The sequence below is a fragment of the Vibrio sp. 1F263 genome (assembly GCF_041439035.1).
GTDB classification, from domain to species: Bacteria; Pseudomonadota; Gammaproteobacteria; order Enterobacterales; family Vibrionaceae; genus Vibrio; species Vibrio tasmaniensis_A.
This window is the reverse complement of record NZ_JBGONI010000024.1, coordinates 1-23,267: the sequence shown is the minus strand read 5'-3', so window position 1 is coordinate 23,267 and position 23,267 is coordinate 1. Positions and strand designations below refer to the sequence as shown.

At 44.5% G+C, this 23,267-nt stretch carries 18 protein-coding genes and 1 riboswitch; of the genes, 10 read left to right on the top strand and 8 right to left on the bottom strand.

All coding sequences use genetic code 11. The annotated features are described in order from the left end of the window. Nucleotides 1–20: 20 nt before the first annotated feature. The 4 genes from pgl to ACED25_RS15250 form a co-directional block, all read right to left on the bottom strand. On the bottom strand, nucleotides 21–737 hold the full coding sequence (gene pgl, locus ACED25_RS15265; protein ID WP_371695602.1) for a 6-phosphogluconolactonase: 717 nt from the start codon (nucleotides 735–737) through the stop codon (nucleotides 21–23). Further along, nucleotides 734–2,236 carry a glucose-6-phosphate dehydrogenase gene (gene zwf, locus ACED25_RS15260; RefSeq protein ID WP_029222938.1) on the bottom strand — a complete coding sequence of 501 codons (1,503 nt, stop codon included), beginning with the start codon at nucleotides 2,234–2,236 and terminating at the stop codon, nucleotides 734–736. Before zwf ends, pgl begins: the two co-directional genes overlap by 4 nt. A gap of 437 nt (nucleotides 2,237–2,673) precedes the next feature. Then, nucleotides 2,674–3,369, bottom strand: coding sequence for a response regulator (locus ACED25_RS15255; RefSeq protein ID WP_269336130.1), 696 nt, complete (start codon nucleotides 3,367–3,369; stop codon nucleotides 2,674–2,676). A 69-nt stretch (nucleotides 3,370–3,438) separates the two neighbouring features. Further along, nucleotides 3,439–5,049 carry an ATP-binding protein gene (locus tag ACED25_RS15250; protein WP_371695601.1) on the bottom strand — a complete coding sequence of 537 codons (1,611 nt, stop codon included), beginning with the start codon at nucleotides 5,047–5,049 and terminating at the stop codon, nucleotides 3,439–3,441. Between the two features lie 661 nt (nucleotides 5,050–5,710). On the opposite strand from ACED25_RS15250, the gene ACED25_RS15245 reads away from it, so the two are divergent. The 6 genes from ACED25_RS15245 (at nucleotide 5,711) to ACED25_RS15220 (ending at nucleotide 13,096) form a co-directional block, all read left to right on the top strand. Further along, a complete protein-coding gene (locus ACED25_RS15245; protein ID WP_009846577.1) occupies nucleotides 5,711–5,938 on the top strand; it encodes a hypothetical protein in 228 nt (75 codons plus the stop codon). Nucleotides 5,939–6,151: 213 nt separating this feature from the next. After that, nucleotides 6,152–7,588: a TolC family protein gene (locus ACED25_RS15240; protein WP_371695593.1), complete on the top strand. Its 1,437-nt coding sequence runs from the start codon at nucleotides 6,152–6,154 to the stop codon at nucleotides 7,586–7,588. Between the two features lie 3 nt (nucleotides 7,589–7,591). Then, a complete protein-coding gene (locus ACED25_RS15235; protein WP_017101092.1) occupies nucleotides 7,592–8,566 on the top strand; it encodes an HlyD family secretion protein in 975 nt (324 codons plus the stop codon). 7 nt (nucleotides 8,567–8,573) lie between these two features. Continuing rightward, nucleotides 8,574–9,845 carry an ABC transporter permease gene (locus ACED25_RS15230; RefSeq protein WP_371695592.1) on the top strand — a complete coding sequence of 424 codons (1,272 nt, stop codon included), beginning with the start codon at nucleotides 8,574–8,576 and terminating at the stop codon, nucleotides 9,843–9,845. Continuing rightward, nucleotides 9,842–10,996, top strand: coding sequence for an ABC transporter permease (locus tag ACED25_RS15225; RefSeq protein ID WP_371695591.1), 1,155 nt, complete (start codon nucleotides 9,842–9,844; stop codon nucleotides 10,994–10,996). Before ACED25_RS15230 ends, ACED25_RS15225 begins: the two co-directional genes overlap by 4 nt. 558 nt (nucleotides 10,997–11,554) lie before the next feature. Continuing rightward, on the top strand, nucleotides 11,555–13,096 hold the full coding sequence (locus ACED25_RS15220; protein WP_009846571.1) for a sodium:alanine symporter family protein: 1,542 nt from the start codon (nucleotides 11,555–11,557) through the stop codon (nucleotides 13,094–13,096). A 100-nt stretch (nucleotides 13,097–13,196) separates the two neighbouring features. On the opposite strand, the gene ACED25_RS15215 is transcribed toward ACED25_RS15220, so the two are convergent. Together ACED25_RS15215 and ACED25_RS15210 are read right to left on the bottom strand one after the other, a co-directional pair. After that, nucleotides 13,197–13,385: a hypothetical protein gene (locus ACED25_RS15215; protein ID WP_012603781.1), complete on the bottom strand. Its 189-nt coding sequence runs from the start codon at nucleotides 13,383–13,385 to the stop codon at nucleotides 13,197–13,199. A gap of 329 nt (nucleotides 13,386–13,714) precedes the next feature. Next, nucleotides 13,715–14,449: a chromosome segregation ATPase gene (locus ACED25_RS15210; protein WP_017103097.1), complete on the bottom strand. Its 735-nt coding sequence runs from the start codon at nucleotides 14,447–14,449 to the stop codon at nucleotides 13,715–13,717. A gap of 627 nt (nucleotides 14,450–15,076) precedes the next feature. Then, a riboswitch (glycine riboswitch) is annotated at nucleotides 15,077–15,211 on the top strand. Nucleotides 15,212–15,339: 128 nt separating this feature from the next. On the opposite strand from ACED25_RS15210, the gene ACED25_RS15205 reads away from it, so the two are divergent. After that, entirely contained in the window at nucleotides 15,340–16,710 is a 1,371-nt protein-coding gene (locus tag ACED25_RS15205; RefSeq protein ID WP_017101086.1) for a sodium:alanine symporter family protein, read from the top strand. 108 nt (nucleotides 16,711–16,818) lie between these two features. Here ACED25_RS15205 and ACED25_RS15200 read toward each other — a convergent pair whose 3' ends face one another. Continuing rightward, nucleotides 16,819–17,454, bottom strand: a complete 636-nt coding sequence (locus ACED25_RS15200) for a LysE family translocator (RefSeq protein WP_017101085.1) — start codon at nucleotides 17,452–17,454, stop codon at nucleotides 16,819–16,821. A 298-nt stretch (nucleotides 17,455–17,752) separates the two neighbouring features. Here ACED25_RS15200 and ACED25_RS15195 point away from each other — a divergent pair, with 298 nt between their 5' ends. Continuing rightward, nucleotides 17,753–19,225 carry a carboxypeptidase M32 gene (locus ACED25_RS15195; RefSeq protein WP_029225504.1) on the top strand — a complete coding sequence of 491 codons (1,473 nt, stop codon included), beginning with the start codon at nucleotides 17,753–17,755 and terminating at the stop codon, nucleotides 19,223–19,225. A 432-nt stretch (nucleotides 19,226–19,657) separates the two neighbouring features. Here the strand turns inward: ACED25_RS15195 and ACED25_RS15190 are convergent, their stop codons facing one another. Further along, nucleotides 19,658–21,535, bottom strand: a complete 1,878-nt coding sequence (locus ACED25_RS15190; RefSeq protein WP_371695590.1) for a hypothetical protein — start codon at nucleotides 21,533–21,535, stop codon at nucleotides 19,658–19,660. 226 nt (nucleotides 21,536–21,761) lie between these two features. On the opposite strand from ACED25_RS15190, the gene ACED25_RS15185 reads away from it, so the two are divergent. Beyond that, nucleotides 21,762–22,250 carry a hypothetical protein gene (locus ACED25_RS15185; RefSeq protein ID WP_371695589.1) on the top strand — a complete coding sequence of 163 codons (489 nt, stop codon included), beginning with the start codon at nucleotides 21,762–21,764 and terminating at the stop codon, nucleotides 22,248–22,250. Between the two features lie 2 nt (nucleotides 22,251–22,252). Further along, nucleotides 22,253–22,900 (top strand): hypothetical protein, encoded by a 648-nt coding sequence (locus ACED25_RS15180; protein ID WP_371695588.1) that lies wholly within the window; start codon nucleotides 22,253–22,255, stop codon nucleotides 22,898–22,900. Nucleotides 22,901–23,267 lie beyond the last annotated feature (367 nt).

Here is a 23,267-nt window from a genome sequence, read left to right as displayed (position 1 = left end):
CTCCTTGCGGCTATTCGCACTTATGCGATAGCACTTGCTGCATTTGAATCTAGGAACCACTCTGTCTCACCAGTTTTAGACTGGATTTTCGCTGCCGGGTAAGGCAGTTCTGAAGCAGGAGTTGTATGAATTTCTTTAACGATCTCAACTTTACCTGCACCCAGTACTAGGTAGCTGATTCGTTTTGCTGCTTCTAAAACTTTCGCTGTTTTAGAAACACGGATCTGGCCTGACTCTGGGTGAGAAGCTAATACAGATAGGTTCTCATCTTGGTAGTCAGTTACACCCGGGAATAGTGAAGCTGTGTGGCCGTCTGCGCCAACACCTAGCAGGATCCAATCGAAAACAGGCGTGCCGTTTTCTGTTGGAATCACGTCTGCCATTTCTTTCGCGAAACGCTCTGCTTCTGCTTTTGGCTCATCTTCACCACGGATGCGGTGGATGTTTTCAGCAGGAAGGTTTACTTGTGTAAACAGCAATGCGTTTGCTTCACCGAAATTACTTTCAGCATCATCAGGTGCCACGCAACGTTCGTCGCCCCACCAGAAATGAAGGTTATTCCATTGAATGCCTTCTGCGTATGGCGCTTGAGCTAAAAGCTTAAAAAGCATTTTTGGCGTGCTGCCACCCGACAGTGAAATGTGAACAGGTTTACCCTGCTCGCTGTAAGCTTTCATTTCGTTTGCTAGGTTTTCAACGACTAATTCAGGCGTTGCAAAGATCTTGTGATTGATCATAGTTCGCAGTAATCCGTGTCTGTTAAGTTTTTGCATGGGAAACGCCATGCGCGGCCATCACGCTGCAGAAGCTCATCGGCTTCTTGTGGGCCCCAAGTACCACAAGCATAGCCAAACAGTGCTTGAGGGTCTTGCTTGAAATCTAAGATCGGTTGAACGTACTTCCAACATGCTTCTACTGCATCGGTACGTGCAAACAGAGTCGCATCACCGTTCAGTGCGTCAAGAAGAAGACGCTCATAAGCCGTTAGCATCTGAGTCTCAGGCAGATCAGAGTAAGAGAAGTTCATTTTCACTTCTTTTGCTTTGAAGCCTGCACCTGGCTCTTTCAAACCAAAGCTCATCTGAATACCTTCATCCGGTTGGATACGGATAATCAGTTTGTTCTCTGGTGCATCTTGACCAAACACTGGGTGTGGTGTGTTCTTAAAATGAATCACAATTTCAGTCACACGTGTTGGTAAGCGTTTACCCGTACGTACGTAGAAAGGAACACCATTCCAGCGCCAGTTATTGATGTGTGCTTTAAGACCAATGTACGTTTCAGTACGAGAGTCGTCTGCGACACCATGCTCTTCACGGTAACCTAGTAAGTGCTGACCACGAACATCTGATGCTGTGTACTGACCTAACACTAAGTCTTTACGCAAATCATCTTCTTCTAATGGTTTCAGACACTGCAGTACTTTAACCACTTCATCACGAATAGAATCTGCATTGATTTGAGCAGGTGGCTCCATACCAACCATTGCTAGCACTTGTAGCAGGTGGTTTTGGAACATGTCACGAACTGCGCCAGAACCATCGTAGTATCCGCCACGTTCTTCAACGCCAAGGAACTCAGCACCTGTGATTTCAACGTATTCAATGAAGTTACGGTTCCACAGAGGTTCAAACATCGCGTTTGAGAAACGAAGCACTAGAAGGTTTTGTACCGTTTCTTTACCAAGGTAATGGTCGATACGGTAGATCTGGTGTTCTTGGAAGTGATGATGGATCTCTTCATCCAGCGCTTGAGCTGATGCTAAATCGTAACCAAATGGCTTCTCAATAATCAGACGACGCCAGCCGTTCTTCTCATCGTTTAGGCCATGTGCAGCAAGGTTTGCTGGAATCACACCGTAAAGGCTTGGCGGGGTTGCCAAGTAGAACAATGTGTTATGGTTTTCGAATTGGTAGTCTTGCTCAAGCTTATCCAGACGTTGTGCTAGACGGGCGTAATCGTCTACATCTGAAGTGTTGATCGCTTGATAATGCAGATGTTCAATAAATGCATTCAGCGTCTCTGGCTCAGTTTTTTCCATTTCCTGAAGAGACTTCTTCAGCTTCTCACGGTAAGACTCGTCGCTGTACTCAGTACGGCTCACTCCAAGAATCGCAAAGGATTCTGGAAGTTGATTGCTAGCATACAGGTGGTACAAAGCAGGAATTAACTTGCGGTAAGTTAGATCTCCCGACGCACCAAAAATAACGATGCTGCTGTTTTCAGGTATTACCATCATCTTTCCTATAAAAACAAGGTTTTTAGTATTCGCCAAAGGTATCAGCGACATACGAAAATAGATAATAGGTCTTGGCTATTACATCAATAGCGAGTGCCTATTACACTTGAGAATGCGTTTGGTAAACGAGGGTGAAAGCTATCACCTCTATTCGGGACAGTATTGTCTATGAGTATTTGATTTACATCAACCACTGTGAAAGCAATCGATTAAATATTGACTGATTTCGAACAAATTATAATCGATAATTCAGCTGTTCTATCCGGAAGAAGAAGCAAATCGGCATTCTCAAACATTGTAGTCAAGAAAGAACGGTATCTGGTCGGTGGAGTGAACAATAAGAAAGGGAGAAAAAACCAAAACCAGCTTACTCAACTGGCTTTATATTTATTTGATAGCATCGCGTTTATCTTTGTGACTTGTTGTCGCTAAATCTATCTTCTAGCTTTGTTGTAGCAGCGTTCTGGGCGACCTACTGACCCGTAATTTAAGTCAGCCACTAACTCGCCAGTCGTGATAAGGAATTCCAAATAGCGTCGAGCGGTGGTTCGACTAGCTCCAATACGTTCACCTGCCTCATCAGCTGTAATATCAGCAATGTCGGCTTGTTGGAAAATAGCTCTAATTTTATCAAGCGTTACACCATCGATCCCTTTAGGTAACGTAGAAACCTTTCGAGAGTCTGCCTTGGCATTGGCTTGCAGCATCTTGTCGACCAAGCCTTGGTTCAAATCAGACACACTTTCAAATTCTTGTTGTTGCGATTGGTACTTTTTCAGTGCCGCTTCCAAACGAGGAAACATCACAGGTTTCAGTAAGTAGTCGACGACTCCACCACGCATCGCCTGTTGCAGTGTGTCGACATCTCGAGCGGCGGTAATCAAAATCACATCACAGCCCTGATTACTGCCACGAACGTGGTTCAAAATATCAAGTCCGCATCCGTCCGGTAGATACACATCCAATAAAACCAAATTAGGCTTTAAGATGTCCAATTGCATTAATGCTTCAGACTGTGTGGTCGCAATCCCGACCACATCAAAGCCTCCCATCTGTTCTAAATAACGATGGTGAAGCTCTGCAATCGCAATATCATCTTCAATGACCATGACTCTCGTGATTGCGTTCATTTATGTTCTTCCTTTAACCATGCTTTTTCCGTCACTACGATCTTTACTCGATCGCTCCGTGCTCAATTATTATTGTTGTTCTTCTTTCGGTAAATACACCGTCATGCGTGACCCAAAATCAGGGTTATCAACCATTTCTAATTGCCCTTGATAACGATCTGAAAGTTGCTTAATGAGATACAAACCAACACCTCGGTTCTGCTTCGCTTTGCTCGATACGCCTTTTTCGGTGAGTGCTTTGGTCGCCAAGTCTTTCGGCAAACCACAGCCCTTGTCTTCGACTTCCACTATGATTTCATTGCCAAAATCACTGATCGACACATCGATTACGCGACGAGCTGGTGCTATTGGCCCTTCTTGTTTAATTGTCATCATGGTGGCATCAAACGCGTTATCAATCAGGTTGCCAAGAATCGTCACGACATCCTCTGCGTTTAACCAAGCGGGTAATGCCTCAAGCCTTGATCCCTCTTCAACTTTAAGCTCCAAACCAATCTCTCGAGCTCGCTCTGTTTTGCCTAAAAGCATGCCTGCAATCAATGGATCTTTCACCGTCTCTCTTAAGAACTCAATTAAGCTCTGGTAATGAGCGGTTTCTTGACCAATCAATTGTTGAACAGAGTCCAGCTCGCCCATTTGAATCAAGCCACTAATGGTGTTTAGCTTATTTTGATGCTCATGGGTTTGCGAACGCAGTAGATCAGCATACTCTTTGGTTTGTGAGAGCTGGTCTGTTAAATCGTTGATTTCATCTCGCAATCGGAAGCTGGATACCGCCCCAACCACCTCACCAGCCACTATAATTGGGCTGCGATTAGCAATGATTCGCTTATTGTTCAGGTACAGCTCAACATCGTGATCGGTATCGCCAGTCGATAACAGCTGTTCTAAGTCACTGCCCGCTAATACATCTGATAGACGTTGCTGATTGAGTGCTTTATCTCGGTCTATGGACAAAATATCGCACGCGCTTTTGTTTATTGAGCGCAAAATGCCGTTCTTATCAATGCTCAAAATACCTTCTTTCACGGTACTCATAGTCACATCAAGTTCTACATATAAGCGGCCAATTTCTTCTGGCTCAAAGCCTAAAATAGCGCGCTGAAAACGGCGAGACACATAGCTTGAAATCACCGCATTGACGGCAACCACCAGCAACGCCATCACAATCAAAAAGGCTAAGTAAGGTTCGATTCGATCTTGCAAAGAATCCAATAGATAACCCACCGACACTACCCCAATAACGGCACCTTGGGGGTCTTTTACCGCAGATTTACCACGGACAGAGAAGCCAAGTGAACCTTTAGCCGTCGACACATAAGACTCGCCCAATATCAACGCTTTTTGGTTATCGCCACCACGCATTGGTTTACCGAGCCTGTCATCATAAGGGTGAATCAGGCGGATACCTTTATCATCTCCCACAACGATAAACGCCGCACCAATGAGTTGGGTAAGGTTTCGAAATTTAACTTGGGTTTCTTCAGACAGAACGTAGGGAACGCCGTTAGGATCCAACGTTCCATTTTCTTGAATAATGCTGGTGACCAGTGGCGATTCAGATAGAAATTCAGCAACACCTAACGCTTTCAAACCCATCTCTTGTTCTTGAGATTGTTTGATGTAGTAAAAACCAGCAGCTGAGAGTATCAAAAGCTCAACAAGGCCAGTGACCGTCATGATAATCAGTAACCTTTTACGGAAACTGATACTGCTCCATTTCATATTCCACCGTCCCTAGTGTTAGACGAATAATGTTAACACTAAGTTAACCGCATGACCTTTCTAGCTATGCGAATTTGTGACTGTTACTCAACTAAATAATTGAGCAGATTGTTAATTGATAATCCTTTACGTTATTCATTTCGATTAATCGTTCATTTTTAGAACGGATTAGCTTAAAAAGCAAAATAAACGAATAAATATTGAGCTAGATCACTAAGCTTTTAGGTGTTTTTTAGGTTGTTTAAAATAAATACAATTATAATAGTTGCATATGAAGGAGTTCGTTGTTGCCAAGCCATAAGTCCTCATTTTCAGACCGCGCTTTAAATCGAAATTTAGATTAACAAAAAGGCAACAACCCTTCGCTCACTGGACGTATCTATAACTAAAAGTTGCACGCTCGTCGTTACGATTGTTGAACAAACAGGTTACCTACCTAACCTCATTCATACATCTCTATTTACGCGACAGGCCAGTAGACAACTCAGAGGTGACTGATAAATCAGCACCCAATAATAAAACATTGATGAGCAGGAAGTATCGATCAGTGGCAACGTCCAATAGAAACAGGATAAAAAACATAACGTATAAACATTGTTGAAAAGGAAACCAGGCAATGAAACGCGATAACTTTGGAATTTGTCTTACTAAGACTATGCTGTTCAAACACTTACAATCGACTTTTACTCATGTAAGAGCCTATGAGAAAGACGGAACCTCTCCTCTTGATCTCAAGGTATTGTTAGCGTTCCCGCAAATGTCAGGTAGAGATTTATTACAAACAATGCAAGGTTCAAGACAATTGGTGTGGCGCGCCGATCACCATTGTCCTAGCTTTAAATAAGCCACTTCATTTTGTAAGAACACTTCTATACTGAACTTAAAGAGCACGCTTTGTCGTGCTCTTTTCGTTTCAGTGATCTTTGTTGCCCACGTCACGTACTTTATTACGTTAACTTAACGAGTTATGAGGGTTTCTAATCATGTGAGACAATCATCTCAAGACAAATGACTATCACCCTGTTAGCATTAGAGCTAATACTCTAAATGGTATTTAATGCAGATGACCAAACCAAAATTCCGACACCTTGCGCTCGCCAGTATGCTTCTCGGCACATTTGCTTCGCCAGTTTTCTCTGCCCCGCTCACTTTTTCTGAAGCGTGGCAAATATTGCAAGAGAACAACAACTCACTTGCGGCTCAACAAGCCAACGTTGAGCGTTATCAACACCTTCAGAACTCAACAAGTAGCCTTAATCTACCCTCGATCACCTTGGGAGCTAACTACACGCACCTTGATAATGATGTGACTATCAATGGTAAACAGTTCGGCGATAGCTTAAGCGGCGTAGATCCAGCATTTGCACCCTTATTAGCTAAATTGGGTGGCGTTACCTCGACCATAACAGAGCAAGACATCTTCAGCTCTTCCATCCGTGCTATTTGGCCTATCTTTACTGGCGGACGAATTACCGCTGCGCAAACTGCTGCCGAAGGTAAAAGCGAAGAAGCGCAAAGCCAACTGCTGATGGAGAAACAGGCTCGCTACGAAGACTTAAGTAAATATTACTTCTCGGTGATCTTAGCGGAAGACGTCGTGAGAACACGTCAAGCCGTTGAAGCTGGCTTAACTCAGCATCGTGATTTCGCCATCAAGCTTGAACAGCAAGGACAAATTGCTCGAGTAGAACGTCTGCAGGCGGATGCTTCTTTGGATAAAGCCGTTGTTGAACGAACCAAAGCGCAGAACGACCTCAAAATTGCTCAATTAGCACTGACTCAGATCCTTGGTCAGAGCCAAAGTGTCGAACCTTCAGAACAACTCTTTATCAACAAAAACCTGCCTCATATGGACGTATTTGTTGATCAAACCCTCATGACCTACCCAGGCCTTAAAATCCTTGAAGCAAAAGAGAAACAAGCGAGTAGCTTGATCAAGGCTGAAAAAGGCAAATACTACCCAGAAGTTTACCTTTACGGTGATTACAGCCTGTACGAAGATGACTCGCTAGCCAGTGAAATGAAACCCGATTGGTTAGTCGGTATTGGTGTGAATGTACCGCTACTTGACACGTCAGGTCGTTCCGACAAAGTCGCTGCCGCTCATAGCGCCGTGTCTCAAGTCCAGTTTCTTAAGTCGCAAGCCAAGCAAGACTTAACCGTTTTGGTACAAAAGACCTATCTTGAAGCGAACCAAGCAATTGAAGAAGTTCAAGGCCTCAACTCAAGTCTGTCTTTAGCTCAAGAAAACCTTTCACTTCGTAAAAAAGCCTTCACTCAAGGGTTATCCAATTCGTTAGAAGTGGTTGATGCTGAGCTTTATCTTGCAAGCATTAAAACACAGCAATCTGCTGCTCGATTCAAATACCTAATTTCTCTTAATAAGCTGTTAGCACTCACCAGTGAAATGAATGCTTATTCAAGTTACTTAACGTCTTCTGTCCCGTCTGACTTCGATTCAAAAGCAGACACCGCTAGCCAGTCAAAAGGATAATTCATGAAACCTATTAAGCCATTTATTCTCTCTCTGGTTGGTATCGGCATTATTGGCTGGGTTGGATACGGCTTTTACCAAGCGTACCAACCACAGCCTGTTAAGCTTCAAGGTCAAATAGATGCGCAGCAATACAGCATCTCATCGAAAGTACCCGGCAGAATTGATGAAATATTCGTGCGTAAAGGCGATTCGGTTGAAAAAGGCGAATTGATCTTCTCCCTACTTAGCCCAGAAATTGACGCTAAATTAGAGCAAGCAAAAGCCGGTCAAAAAGCCGCTGGTGCATTAGCAAAACAAGCAGAGAATGGCGCGCGTACTCAGCAAATCCAAGCCGCTAAAGACCAATGGTTGAAAGCCAAAGCAGCTGCCGATCTCATGGATAAAACTTACCAACGTGTAAACAACCTTTATAACGATGGCGTGGTTGCCGAGCAAAAACGTGATGAAGCCAAAACACAGTGGCAAGCGGCGAAGTACACTGAAAGCGCTGCGTTCCAAATGTATCAATTAGCACAAGAAGGTGCTCGTGACGAAACCAAAGTGGCAGCCGCTCAAAAAGCGTTAATGGCAGCTGGCGCAGTAGCGGAAGTTGAAGCTTACGCAAAAGACACACAGATCCACAGCTGGTTTAGTGGTGAAGTGGCTCAAGTACTATTAAGTAGCGGTGAGTTAGCTCCTCAAGGTTTCCCTGTTGTGACCGTGATTGACACTAAAGATGCATGGGCGGTGCTCAATGTGCGTGAAGATATGTTGAAACATTTTGAGAAAGGCAGCCAATTTGAAGCTTACCTTCCAGCTCTGGATAGATCATTAACTTTCCAAGTGACTCACATTGCCGTAATGGGTGATTTCGCGACTTGGCGTTCAACAGACGCAGCACAAGGCTTCGACTTACGCACTTTTGAAGTAGAAGCGCACCCTGTCGATACCAACGAAACACTGCGTATGGGCATGAGCCTAGTGGTTGAGCTTTAGGTGACGTATGTCTGCTAACTTTCGCTCTATAAGCTCTCGATCTACAGCCTCGCAATCTAGAGGCACGCAATCACCGGAGCACCGTCAAGTGAAAAATACATTGCTTAGGCAGTGGGCGATTGTCCGCAAAGACAAATGGCTGTTGTCTTGCCTAACTTGGATTCCGTTGCTTCTTGCTGCCAGTATCTGGCTGATTTTTTCACAAGGGATCGCTCGCGACTTACCGGTTGCGGTTGTCGACCTTGAACACAGTCAAATCTCGCAACAGTTCACGCGCCTTGTTGATGCTTCACCAACGCTGCAAGTGACTCAGAAATACAGCTCGGCGAGTGAAGCGGCTAAAGCGATGATTGAACGCGATATCTATGGTTATGTCGTGATACCAAGACACTTTGACCGAGACCTTTTCCTAGGCTTGAACCCGCAAGTGTCCGTTTTCTATAACAGTCAATTTATCTTGATTGGCAAACTGGTGAACTCGGCTCTGTTGCAGGCTCAAGGAACATTCAACGCGCAACTCGAAGTGGTTAAACAGCTTTCACACGGTGATACCACGGTACAATCGGCATTGGGGCAAGCGGTAACGGTACAAAGCCAGATTACGCCACTGTTTAACAAGAACACCAGCTATGCTCAGTTCTTAGTGTCTGCGGTTATTCCGGCTCTATGGCAGATCATGATTGTGGTGGGCACGATATTGGTTTTGACGGCGAACGTTAGAGCTCGTGGTCTTCATGCTTGGTTATCCAACGCCCCGATGAAATCACTAACATCAACACTAACGCCCTACCTTGTCTTGTTTTTGATGTTTGGTATCGCGTTTAGCTTTTGGTTCTATGTCCTCTTAGACTGGCCGTTTAACGGCAGTTTTGTGGCACTGACCGTCGCCCAACTGCTTACCGTCATCAGTTGTATCATCATGGGTTGTTTGTTTTTCTTCTTAACGCTTGATCCAGCAAGGGCGATGAGTTTCGCTGGCGCCTTTACAGCGCCAAGCTTTGCGTTCATGGGCATTACTTTTCCAGTCACCGACATGAACACGGCAGCTCAAATTTGGAGAAGCTTATTGCCCGTGAGTCACTACATCGAAATACAAACAGCACAATCCAGTTATGGCGTGACCGCGGCACAATCGCTAATCAGCCTCTCCTCGATGTTGTGGTATGCAGTTCCTGCTTTCGTGGTGATGTTATTAATTAAGAAACACTTGGCTATATCATCAAAAGCAACATCGTCAGCACAGCCAGATGCATCAGCACAACAAGGAGTAAAACGATGAGCTTTACTCAACTGCTCAAGCAAGAACTGTTAGCGGTACTGCGCAACCCTGTTGTACTTCTAACGGTATTTGGTGGTGTGGTCTTCTATTCATTCTTGTATCCGCTGCCTTACGCAAATCAAGTTCCTCAACAACTTAAAGCTTCCGTTGTGAATTTGGATAAGAGCCAAAGCAGCTACCAGTTAGAAAGAATGGTAGATGCCACGTCTCAAATTGACTTGGTACGCCGCGACTCCACCATCGCCGATGCTAAGCAAGCTGTTCTTAATCAAGAGATTGGTGGGTTCCTCGTCATCCCAAAGAACTTCTATAAAGACTTGCTCCTAGGTAAGAGCCCGACGCTTTCTTACGCCGGTGATGCATCTTACTTCTTGGTCTACGGAACCATTGTTGAAGGGCTTGCCAAGGCTGGCGGCACGTTAGCTGCTCAAGTTAAGGTCAGCCACTTGTTAGTAGAAGGAGTACCTTTAGAATCGGCAGCCAAAGGCTACAGTGCATTCAGCTTGAACCTAAAACCAACCTTCAATAGTAGCATGGGCTACATTGATTACGTGGTTCCAGCCGTCTTTGTGTTGATCCTGCAACAAACCTTAGCCATGGCTTCTGGTTTAGTTGGCGCGACCCAAAACGCTCAATCGACGTTTGGCTATTGGAGTAAGACCTCTCCAGCGAAACTGATACTTGCTCGCTGTTGTACCTTAGTTGGCATTTATTACCTGTTGTCGATGTATTACTTCGGCGCAAGCTTTTCGATGTATGGCATTAACCTACTTGCCTCCATAACAAACATTTTGACCTTACTGCTGCCCTTCTTATTGGCCAGTTGTTTGATCGGGATTTTTATTGGTGAGCTAGTGCCAAGAAGAGAGTTAGTCACGGTTGTGGTGTTAATCAGTTCAATGCCGCTGATCTTCTCTTCAGGTTTTATCTGGCCTGTTGAAATGATGCCTGAATGGTTAGTACTGCTGTCACAGTTATTCCCAAGCACACCCGCTATCCAAGGTTTTTTAGCGCTCAATCAGATGGGGGCATCTTGGCAAGAGGTAGCGTCTCAATGGACATTGCTATGGATACAAGTCGCTCTATGGGGCTCGTTACTCGCACTTAAGCTTTACCACAAATCGAGTAAACGTATCATTGGCTCTGTTTAACTCTAGTCTCTATTCGTCAGGCACTAAACCTCACGCTCATTGAAACCATTAACAAAGCTCTGATAAAGGGCTTTTTTAATGTCTTTTAGCTTGATTACATCTTCAGCTATCAATTGTTTAAACACCTCCCCAAAACATATTGAACATTAAAACTCGCCGACTTCCCTATGCACCTCCACTATCATTCACCTTAGTTCATGCTATAACAGCTACTGCATATGCCTTTTCCAACCTAAAAAATTCCTGCTTATTCCCAAACAATGACAAAACCCGAACAATTGTAAATTTATTGTAAAAAAATCTTTGATGGTATTTTTTTTGTGTATAGGATTATCAGTAGGGCTTGGCAGGCCGAATGCCATAGTCTAATTGGTGCACATACCAAAAGGATATCCATATAAAGCAAGATCAGTACTCATATTTATTTCATTTTTCGACCTAGCTACAGCCGTTTATGTTGCCGTCGAATTGCAATAAATAAGTCGCTGAAATGTAAAAAATCAAATAGAAAAAACACAACAGCAACAAACATAATTTAATAAAAAGACAGGGAAAACCATGAAAAACATACGTGAATTATTTTTTGGGTTTATATTATTATTTAGTTCCAGTGCATTTGCAGAAGAAGGATCATTTAATCAAGCTATCAGTAACTTAAGTCAAAGTGTTGATGGTTTTTTCAACGAATATACAGGTTGGTTCGTTGGACTGATATTTAAAAGCGTACCGGTAGGTGAAGCAAACTTCCCAATTATTGTTGGCTGGTTACTGCTCGCTGCGATCATCTTTACTGTTTACTTTGGCTTTGTTCAATTTAAACGTGTCGGGATGGCCATAGACATTATTAAAGGTAAGTACACAGACCCTAACTCCAAACACGAAGGGGAAGTTTCTCACTTTCAAGCGTTAACAACCGCGCTTTCTGGAACTGTTGGGCTTGGTAATATTGCCGGTGTGGGTGCTGCACTCGCAATTGGTGGTCCTGGTGCAACATTCTGGATGATCTTGTGTGGTCTTCTGGGTATGGCGTCTAAGTTCTGTGAGTGTACCTTAGGTGTGAAATACCGAACTATCCTACCTTCAGGTGTCGTTTCCGGTGGTCCCATGTACTACCTAAGCCAAGGTCTTGGTGAAAGAGGGTTGGGTGGACTAGGTAAAGCCCTTGCTATTGGTTTTGCATTAATGTGTATTTTAGGCGCATTGGGCGGCGGTAACATGTTCCAAGCTAACCAAGCACATGCCATGTTAACTTACGCATTCGATGTACCAAGTGAATACGGTGTCATCACAGGCCTTGTACTCGCCGCTTTAGTTTTCTCTGTGATTGTTGGTGGTATGCCTTCTATCGCATCGGTAACGGAAAAAGTTGTTCCTTGGATGGCTGCTCTGTATATCGGTATGGCTCTGATTGTTATCGGTTCTAATCTTGATCAAGTGGGTCCTGCGTTCAGTGCAATCTTTACAGGTGCGTTTACTGGCGAAGGTGTGGTTGGTGGATTCATTGGTGCCTTAATCCAAGGTCTAAAACGTGCAACGTTCTCAAACGAAGCAGGTGTAGGTTCAGCAGCTATCGCTCACTCAGCGGTTAAAACAAAAGAGCCAATCACTGAAGGTCTAGTATCACTATTAGAACCGTTCGTTGATACAGTCATCATTTGTACAATGACAGCCTTGGTTATCACTATCGCTGGTCTAAATACAGGTCCATTCGATGGTTCTGGCTTAACGGGTGTAACGCTTACTGCTGCATCGTTTACTGAAACGGCAGAAGTGTTCAAATACACACTCGCTCTAGCGGTAATCATGTTCGCGTTTTCTACCATGATCTCTTGGTCGTACTACGGTCTTAAAGCGTGGACTTACCTATTTGGTGAAGGCAAAACAACGGAACTGATTTTTAAAGTGATGTTTTGTGTGTTTGTTGTTATCGGTGCGACGATTCAGTTTGGCGCGGTAATCGACTTCTCTGACGCAGCTATCTTTGCGATGTCTATCTTCAACATTCTAGGCCTGTACTTCCTAATGCCTGTTGTGAAGAAAGAACTGCAATCATTTGTTGCTCGAGTTAAATCTGGCGAAATCAAAACTTACGAAAAATAGTGACTCGTCAATAATTTATTGTCGAATAACACTGTTCTAAAAATTTTTGTAAGACCCTTTGCTTGAGAAAGCGAGAACAGTATTGCAACGTACAAAATCCCTACAGGCTGTGCTTGTAGGGATTTTTTATGTCTGAATTTTCTTGTTTAAGCCGCCGTTCAGGATCTTGGCTTACTTGTTTACGATCCAAGACTTCTTCTACTTCAATCATTTCTCGTTGCGCCAATGCCGAATTACAATCATCAAAGCAATAAGCTACGGTACAAGTCTCGCACAAATATTCAGGCATCGCTTTGTCCTTTGTCCTTTGTCCTTTGTCCTTTGTCCTTTGAGATAGTCTAATCACCGAGTGGCAACAAACCACATATTCATCCTAGAACATAACAATTATGCTAATTTTCTGGCGTGTAAATATGCGTGCAAAGTCACCAACTACCCAACAAAGCACATATCAAGATCAATTTTACGTATCTAATCACTAATTTCAGAAATAACAATGTAAAGCGCATCTTAGCCATTTAGGGGGTGAGAACGCAAAACGCCCACATCACGTGTGCGATGTGGGCGTTCAAATTCTTACTGCAAGTAGTCGTGATATGGCTATATTAAGCGCTCAGCTTATAGACCCATCTCTTCAGTGAGAGTCTTGATCTGCTTGATATCCATGGTGTGAACTTCAATCATTTGTCTGATGTCACTTAAGCGGGAATTGGCATTATCCTGTTTCTCACAGGCGTCAGATTTTGTATCCCATGACGTACCATCTAAGAAAACATCACACGCTTTCTTCAAAGAACCAAGATTCTGTTCGATGTCATCTCTTTCTTTCTCGAGTTTTTCAAGCTCTTGAGATATCTGTAATTCTTTGCGGAAAAGCTCACGCGAACGTTCAAAAAGGGTCGACTGCATATCAGCTTGACGGCTCAACTTTTGATTATTTTGTTGAGTTTGTTCTAACGTTTGCTTCTGTTCGTTTAACTGCTGCTCTAACGAGTAGTTTGCTTTCTCTAAAACTGCAGATTGTTTCGCTAAATCTTGGAGTTCTTTTTGATGCTCTTCTGCCTGTTTCACTAGAGCAGCTTCTACTTTCGCATCAATTTCGGTATCAACTTTTGCCACTTTCTCTTCAACTGATGTCACCAACTGAGTTTTACTATCACGCAGTTCTTGATAACGAGTTTCTAGTACCTGATAAGTGGATTCCCACTTCGAAGCCGTGACTGTAGATCCGATTAAGCCGCCTAACGCCAAACCGATAACCGCAGCAATGCCGATATAGAGCTGACTACGTTTATCGCGTTCCTCAATAACAACCACTTCATCTTGTTCGCCTTGTCCAGATTGCTGGTTCACTAGCGGGTACTCCCAAAAATTTGTTTAACGTTACACGGTCACTGATACTGATACTGATACTGATACTGATACTGATACTGATACTTTAAGCTCAGTTAAACCTATTGCCCAAGCCAGAAGCACTTGAGCTTTGCTAACACGTTTATCCTATCTGCTTACAGACAGACTTAACGAGTTAACTCCGAAATCATCAGGCTGGCAGTATACAAAAGGAAGCTGCTAACGATAACTATCACTACCCATTTTTGCAGTTTTTCGTTTGTCCGGTAACGAAACAGCACAAATGCCAAAGCCAATAAAAAAACAATCGCTATTAATCGAGTCATAACTCCTCCTTGTTTCTCTATTTTATACCATTTAAATAAGCAAGTTACGTCAGAGACTCGTTGTTTGATCATTTAGTTGAACAACATTTGAGCAAACAGATATTTTGTAGCTGACATCACATTTTATATGATCTAGGATACGCCTACAGATTACCTAATTATTTAGGTAATTGTTCCGATGAAGACTGCAGGAGAGTGGTTTTTAACTAAATATTAACATTTAGTTAGATAAACCCGCCGAAGAAGTAAATCTTTCAGGTGCTTTATGCTGGAGAAATCCAGAAAAGTGAGGACTGTCGTTGGAGGAACCTCTGGAGAGAACCGTACTACTTTTTTTGTAGCAAGCGGTCGCCGAAGGAGCAAGCTTAGTGCCCGTTACTTATCTATAAGTGATTCGCTAAGTGAAACTCTCAGGCAAAAGGACAGAGGAGTGGAAAGCAACAGCCTTAATTAACAAAAGAATTCTATCTAGAAATCCGTATGTATTAAGTAGTGCTCCCGATCCCTGTGATCTGCACTGCCTTCCCTCTTCTCCTTAAATTTTATATTTATTAAGGGGAATCTATGAACCACCTACAAGCTACACTACAAACCATCAACCAATTCGTTTGGGGACCACCACTACTTATTCTGCTAGTGGGTACAGGTATCTATTTTACTTTTCGCTTAGGCTTACTCCAGTTTAGACACCTCCCAACCGCGCTAAAAATGGTGTTCAGCAAAGACAAATCCGGTACGGGTGACGTATCAAGCTTCGCCGCTTTGTGTACAGCGCTTTCCGCAACGATTGGTACAGGCAATATTGTAGGCGTAGCGACCGCAATCAAGATTGGTGGCCCTGGCGCCCTATTCTGGATGTGGCTTGCCGCTGTATTTGGTATGGCGACCAAATACGCAGAATGTCTACTTGCTGTTAAATACCGTAGAACCGATAGCAATGGCGAAATGGTTGGCGGCCCAATGTACTACCTGCAATACGGTGTGGGCTCTCGAATCTTAGCTGTCATGTTCGCTGTCTTCGCGCTCGGTGTTGCTTGCTTCGGTATCGGTACCTTCCCACAAGTAAACGCTATCTTAGACGCAACTCAAATCTCATTTGGCGCTTCACGTGAAATGTCAGCGGTTGTCCTCACGATACTAGTGGCGGTTGTAACCCTTGGTGGTATTCAATCTATCGCTAAAGTAGCAGGGAAAGTCGTTCCTACGATGGCGGTGATGTACGTCGTCGCGTGTTTAAGCGTTCTGATTTCAAATGCAGACCAACTACTGAATGCCATTACCCTTGTTGTGACTTCTGCGTTTACCAACACAGCAGCAACTGGTGGTTTCTTTGGTGCGAGCATCATGCTTGCTATCCAATCAGGTATCGCTCGTGGCGTGTTCTCGAACGAATCTGGCCTAGGTAGCGCACCAATGGCTGCAGCAGCGGCTAAAACAGACTCATGTGTGAAGCAAGGACTTGTCTCTATGACAGGCACCTTCTTCGATACCATCATCATCTGTACGATGACAGGTCTGGCACTTATCTTAACAGGCGCTTGGCAGACGGACCTTTCTGGCGCTGCGATGACCACTCACGCGTTCGCTGTTGGTTTGAATGCAGACACCCTTGGCCCTATGTTGGTTTCTGTTGGCTTAATCTTCTTTGCGTTTACAACAATTTTAGGTTGGAACTACTACGGTGAGCGCTGTGTTGTTTTCTTGCTGGGTACCAAAGCAGTATTGCCTTACAAGATTATCTTCATCGCCTTGGTTGCTTCTGGTGCATTCTTAAAGCTCGACATGATCTGGATAATGGCGGATATCGTGAACGGCCTAATGGCAATTCCGAACCTAATTGGGCTTATCTTACTGCGCCATGTTGTTATCGAAGAAACCAAGCTATTCTTCAAACCGTTAACTTCCTCAAAGGATTGCGAAGCAGTTAAAGCATAATAAGAATTGAGCGATCAAAAACGCCCGCAATAATGTGCGGGCGTTTTATTATAAAACTAATGGCTATGTGCCAGTGATTTAGATTCCAATAAACTAAGTCACTATGACTTAGCTAGGTTCTTCCATTAAAAGCTTCACACCCAGCCCCACCAGCACCATGCCCGTCACGCCTTCCATCCACTTCATAAAGCTCGCATTCTTAAGCAAGTTTTTAGCCGAGTTAAGTGCCCCTGCCAAACCGCATTGCCACACCATCGCAATCATAAAGTGTACCGAAGCCATCAACATAGATTGCAATAAAGGCGAACCTTCAGGGTTGACGAACTGAGGTAAAAAGGCCAAATAGAAAACTGCCGTTTTTGGGTTCAGCACATTAGATAAAAAGCCTTCACGCAAAGAACGCTTAGCACTGTATGCTTGCTGAGCTTGTTCACCCACCTTCAAACCGCCACCGTTTTTCATCAAAGCTCGTAAACTGCTTAAGCCAAGCCAGATCAGGTAAACCGCACCCACCATCTTAACGGCTTGAAAAAGTTCAGCTGATTGAGCGAGGATTGCAGAAATACCCACAGCAGAGAAAAACGCGTGTACATATAAGCCGCTACAAATACCAAAGCTCGTCATACAACCGTCAGCCAAGCCAGAACGGCTCGTGTTGCGAATTACCAATGCCGTATCTAAACCCGGCGTTAGCGTTAAAATAGTGATGGCAATTAGAAATGCCTCAAAGTTCAAAATATCCATATCATTGTCATTCTTGTTCAGCGATCTATCATCAATACCGTGTATCTGAACAATTCGCAAGCAACAATTGCCACCAGCTATACAACTCACTGATTTTGTGCACAATAGAACAGTTTAATTTGTTAAGAAATAGTAAATTCAAGGCATCGTACCGCCTCATGCTTTTCTCGCTATATCTTCGACTCCGAAGGTCAGCGTCTTTTAAAAGTAGAGCCCTAATCAAAGTACATGAGAGATGAACCTTAACGCTGACGCAGTCCTAAGGATCATTTACAGAAACCAAATTAAGAGTAGTCAAATGAGCGCATTCAAAAAACTAGTCGAGCACTCTCAAAAATGTTCACGCTTTCAACACCTAGCCTCGATTTGTGGTTGGGACCAAGCTTCAATGATGCCTGCAGGTGGTAACCAAGCACGTAGCGAAGCGATGGCCGAGCTTTCAGTTCATATTCACGGGTTGATGACGCAACCACAACTTGGAGATTGGATTGCAGACGCTGAAAACGAAGCGCTGAACAACGAACAACAATCGTCTCTGCGCGAAATTAAACGCCAGTGGCAACAAGCTAACCTACTTCCAGAAAAACTGGTGGAAGCGAAATCTCTAGCAGGTTCAAAATGTGAACATGCATGGCGCAGCCAACGTGGTAACAACGACTGGGTTGGATTCGAAAAGAACTGGCGTGAAGTGGTTGAGCTATCTCGTGAAGAAGCGCAGATTCGCGCAGACGCAGCCAATCTAACGCCTTATGATGCCATGCTGGATATCTATGAACCGGGTACTAGCTCTGCTTCGCTTGATACCTTGTTTGCAGACGTTAAAACTTGGCTGCCAAACCTGATTGATGAAGTGATCGAAAAGCAGTCGAGCGAGCAATTTAATGCGCCATCTGGCATCTATTCGACCGAGAAACAGAAAGCGCTTGGTTTAGAAGTGATGAAGCTGCTTCAGTTCGATTTTGAACACGGCCGATTGGATGAAAGTGTTCACCCATTCTGTGGCGGCGTGCCTTCAGACGTGCGTATCACAACCCGATACGACGAAGCGGAGTTCGTTCAAAGCTTAATGGGTATAGTGCATGAAACAGGGCACGCGCGTTACGAACAAGGCTTACCAAAACACCTAGCAGGCCAACCGGCGGGCGAAGCGCGCTCTATGGGTATCCACGAATCTCAATCTCTGTTCTTCGAGATGCAAGTCGGCCGCAGTGACCCGTTCATTGGACACTTAGCAAACTTGGCGGGGCAGCAATTCTCTGGCTCAGAGTTTGAAAAAGAGAACTTCCAGAAGATCTACACTCGCGTGAAGAAAGATTTCATCCGTGTGGATGCTGATGAGCTCACCTACCCTGCACACGTTATCTTGCGCTACGAGATTGAGCGTGACTTGATCAACGGCAAAATCAAACACACCGATGTCCCTGAACTTTGGAACACTAAGATGCAGTCATACCTTGGTTTAAGCACTCAAGGCAACTTCACTAACGGCTGTATGCAAGACATCCACTGGACAGACGGCGCATTCGGTTACTTCCCTTCTTACACACTAGGTGCGATGTACGCGGCTCAGTTCATGGCTTCAATGAAGAAAACGGTGGATGTGAACTCTGTGATTGAAAGTGGTGATCTATCACCTATCTTCACTTGGTTAGAATCGAATATTTGGAGCAAGGGCAGCCTGCTGAGCACCGATGATTTGGTGAAAGGCGCAACGGGTGAAACCTTGAATGCGCAATACTTCAAAGATCATTTAAGAAGCCGCTACCTTTAATGGAATAAATCGATAGAGGCTGATCAGTTTATTGATTCAGCCTTTTTAATCACATTTTCAAAACATACTTAGGTTGATTTGAAGGTTTTATCCCTTCATCGAACTTAACAATCACGGAATATTCTGGCTTCTGCTAGCACGGAATTGGACAGTTCCGAGTTACAATTTTTCCTAACTTAGTATTTCACGGATTGTCTGAGGCGTTGAAAATACCTCTAACCTCGTGGCCAAGTTCACTATGCCACAACAAGAGTAGCTTTTTACTTCAGCTTAAAACGATGAAGCTTGGGAGCATTTTTCAAATATGTGAGGTTAACCAACAGTTACACGATCAGATTAAAACTTCTTTCTTCTGTCATTTCTTGTCCAACAATTCGCTCAATGGCTGCCGTCGAGCTGGTTACACGGCAGCAGCCTGCTGACACCAGCATCTTATTGATCCGCTGTTTCCGGTTCAGCTTTCACAGACGCCCACAAAGGGAGCCTGAAATCAATGTCGATTGGGTATTTGTGCCGACTCTTGGCTCCGGCTGTGCGTTGCTTACAAATATAATCTTCAGTATCAAGGATCCTTCGGCTTCCCTTGCCACCTTGGTTACCATCTCGCCTTATTGGCTTAAGGTAGGAAGGGGTCTTTTTCAGTCTCTCTTGGGCACCTTGAATGCCGCTGTCATCGTCAGCGCTCAGTCGACTTACATCCTGCCATTGTTTCATCAAGGTATTATTAGGCCACAGGCTATCGGGGGAATAATAATACCGCTCCTTGAAATTGATCTGTTGTTGTTGACCCAAATAAGCATTCACTTTTTCAAGAGCGGTCTTCAGATCGTCTTCTGCAGAAATTTTCGGCCCGCTCAGTTCATCACCAAAGAGTGTCATGTTAATAAACATCTCGAAAGGCAAGGGCTTATACAGGCAATAATGGATAAGGCAGGTTACAAACATCGCTTCCTCGCTGGCAGTCAACTTTTCGGGCAACAAAGCTGAACTGAGGAACAAATTCGAACAAAACGCCCCCTGTTCGAACTTAAAGTCAGAATAGATCACCGCCGCCACTAAACTGGGTACATCCCTAAGCTTGATAAATAACCTTGCCTTGGCCCGCTTTATGTCTTCATACCAAAGACTCAGCTCATCAAACGCTAGGCCGTAGGAGGCTGCAGGGATCGCTATCCGCCAGTTCCTTCCCCTGTTTACTCCATAGCCGAGATTATCAAGGAGTTTGTCACGAAGCGAATCCACCACCTCATCCAAAAAACCAATTTCGTGGATGGTTTTCAAGTTCATCAGATCTATCTCAAGAGAGAGCTTTCCATTAGATTTCCCTGCTTCTTCGCAAACATTCGCAAATACCGACCGACTAAACTTTCCCTTCAGATCTGGCTCCCAGCGCCTGGCAATATCAAAGGCGCCGTTTGTCGCATGGGCCAATCCTTCCATCAGCATGGACTTAAAATCGGACTGAAAGGAGAGATCAATGACTTCCGGAAAATCACTCAAAAAACATTTCAACTCTTCAAGCGTGCGAACCTTCTTACATCTCTCCGTGATCTCACGGTGGCGTTTTAGCTTTTCAGGATCATGTAATGAATGAGAAATCGTGAACCTTGAGCAAACAGAACTGTTTAATGCATGCAGGAATTTGCTGAAAAAGATGGCATCTTCGGAAATATCCTCAATGGCCAGCAGCGGCTGAAACATCTCCACAGGGCTTACCAGGCCCGCATATAACATCCCGTGGCGATACATCGGCTTAAACGGCAGTATATTAACCAACGCACCTAAACCATAAGGCTGAAACGTGACATGCCGTGACTGTATACAAGACAGCAGCTGACGCTTCAGAGCAGTAAAGTCTGATTTTTCGACACACTCCCCCGATGCAGCCTGTTCGTCCGCTTGCTTCGTGTCCTCATTCGACACCAGAGACGCCTGATCTTCTTTACTTAGAGCCTGAATGACCTCAACTATGCCTGCCCCGTCATCAAGTAGTTTCAACACATAATGCACCAGAGCGAAGCCAGCTGGCTGATTTTTCCCATGATTGCGCGGCGTGCAAAGTTCATAGGCCAACTGAATCAGAAGCATCCGACCCTGAGCGTCATAAGCAAACGGGTTAAAACTCTCGTTATAACAGAACTGCCTACTGTAAATAACCAGGATCAGCACTTGTTCCCAGGCGAATTGGTGCGCGTTTGTATAGGACTTGGAAATCTTTTTGTGATCTACACCCCATTTATCACGAAGAAGTGAAAAAAAATCAGCAGCCACATCAGGATCAAACGGACTGTTTACTTCGCTATCAGACATACTCACCACCCCTAACACAAAAAACAGGTAGGCATATTAACAGAAAGAATTGGTAAAAATAACGCCAAAGGGAATCATAATACTAAAATCTAGCTTTAGCCTCCCTGATAAGGCCATTTGGCGTAAATATGAACGCATCATGGTGTAATTTACTTCCTCATTAGGCGCTGTAAAGTAAATCCCATGACGCATTCAGTCAGGCTAAACCAAAAAAGGAAAACAGCATATGAAACCCGACTTACTGTCAATACACACCATTGAAGCACTGAAACAGGCGGGCTCGCACAATGTCATCACAACGGCTCTGCTCGCACATCTCCCGCCCTTTATCTCCATAGAGGCCAAAACGGACGAGGAGCTCCTCCAAGTCGTTGGGTGGGTAAACGAGAACCACATCCGCGAAGAGCAAATGTTTACCAGCGAACGAGCCCGAGTGATTTACTGCCTTACCGAAATTGACGGCGACAACAGGACTGAGCAGTTGGGTTTCCTGGATCTCTTCTACACCCCTTCAGGCCGCACCAAAGCAACACGCTGGCGAAACAAAATTATCCATATCTTAAGAGCCGATCTTTACCAGGATGAGAAAACAAGGCTGGCATTTGAAAACTTAAAAGCTCTCTTAGAGCAAGCAAACATTCCCATGGATGACTTCGAAACAGAAGAGGTCATATCCGGCGACCAGGCTACCGCTGAACTGGAAAAAGGGGAATAATCATGACAACAGATAAAAAAGAGCTCATGGTGATCCCGCTTAATCCAGAGGAATTGAATCTCCCCGAGCCCCCTGCAGCCTTAAGTCCGACAGACGGTAAAAAGGTCAAGGAAACGGTTGGAAACCACTCCGTCAGAACCCCGGATGGTAAAACGGGGATCAACGCCAGAGGGACTAAAATTTTACTGAAAACAGACGATGTCGGCGCAAGAAAGTTCACGGCAGAACAGCGCGACAAAGACAAATTCAAGTCCGGCGGCGAGTGGTACATTCGCACCCCGGCCCTGAGAAAAGAAATCGATGACCGAATCGAAAAACCTTACGACGCCCAAAAAAGAGAGCACCTGCGATACTGCTCCCAGTGCCTGGAAAAAGTGCGGGATAACCAGGAGTCCGAAAGAGATCGAAGCGTCAATGAGGTGAAGATCAGAAAAGGCCAGAGAACACTTAAAAAACAGAAAATAGCACGGGACGGCGTGACGCATTGCGAGCGTTCCGGTGAACCGCTGTCCGCCGACGCGCAGGCTCATCACACAATCCGGCGGGCAGACGATCCGGACAAGGCGTTAGATCTGGATAACATAGAACTTCTAAACCCAGAGGTTCACAAGCAGCATCATGAGGAGGAGCGCCGGGCTGCCAAATGTTAGCAGCCCAACCTGCTACCCCGGGCTATTTGCTCAGGGCTGACAACGGCGTATGTCGCTTCTTTGCCTGATCAAAGGCGAGAAGCGGCGACCTTTGCATGACGCCATGAGTGTACCTTGGGCGCCATATCGATATTCACAGATAGATATCACCGTTCAAAGGTAAGCACGACTATTTTGTTTTACACAGAACCCAAAGACTTAAAAGACTTCTACGGAAAATGACTTTGGGATTAACCTTTTCAGCCTACATTAGCAAGAATATGGCAAATCAACGCTAACAGACTATGAATAAGAAAAGCTCTAACACAGGAAGGGGCGTGCGACGTGAGGTCGTATGAAGCGCTGTTCACCGCTCAATGTGTGAACC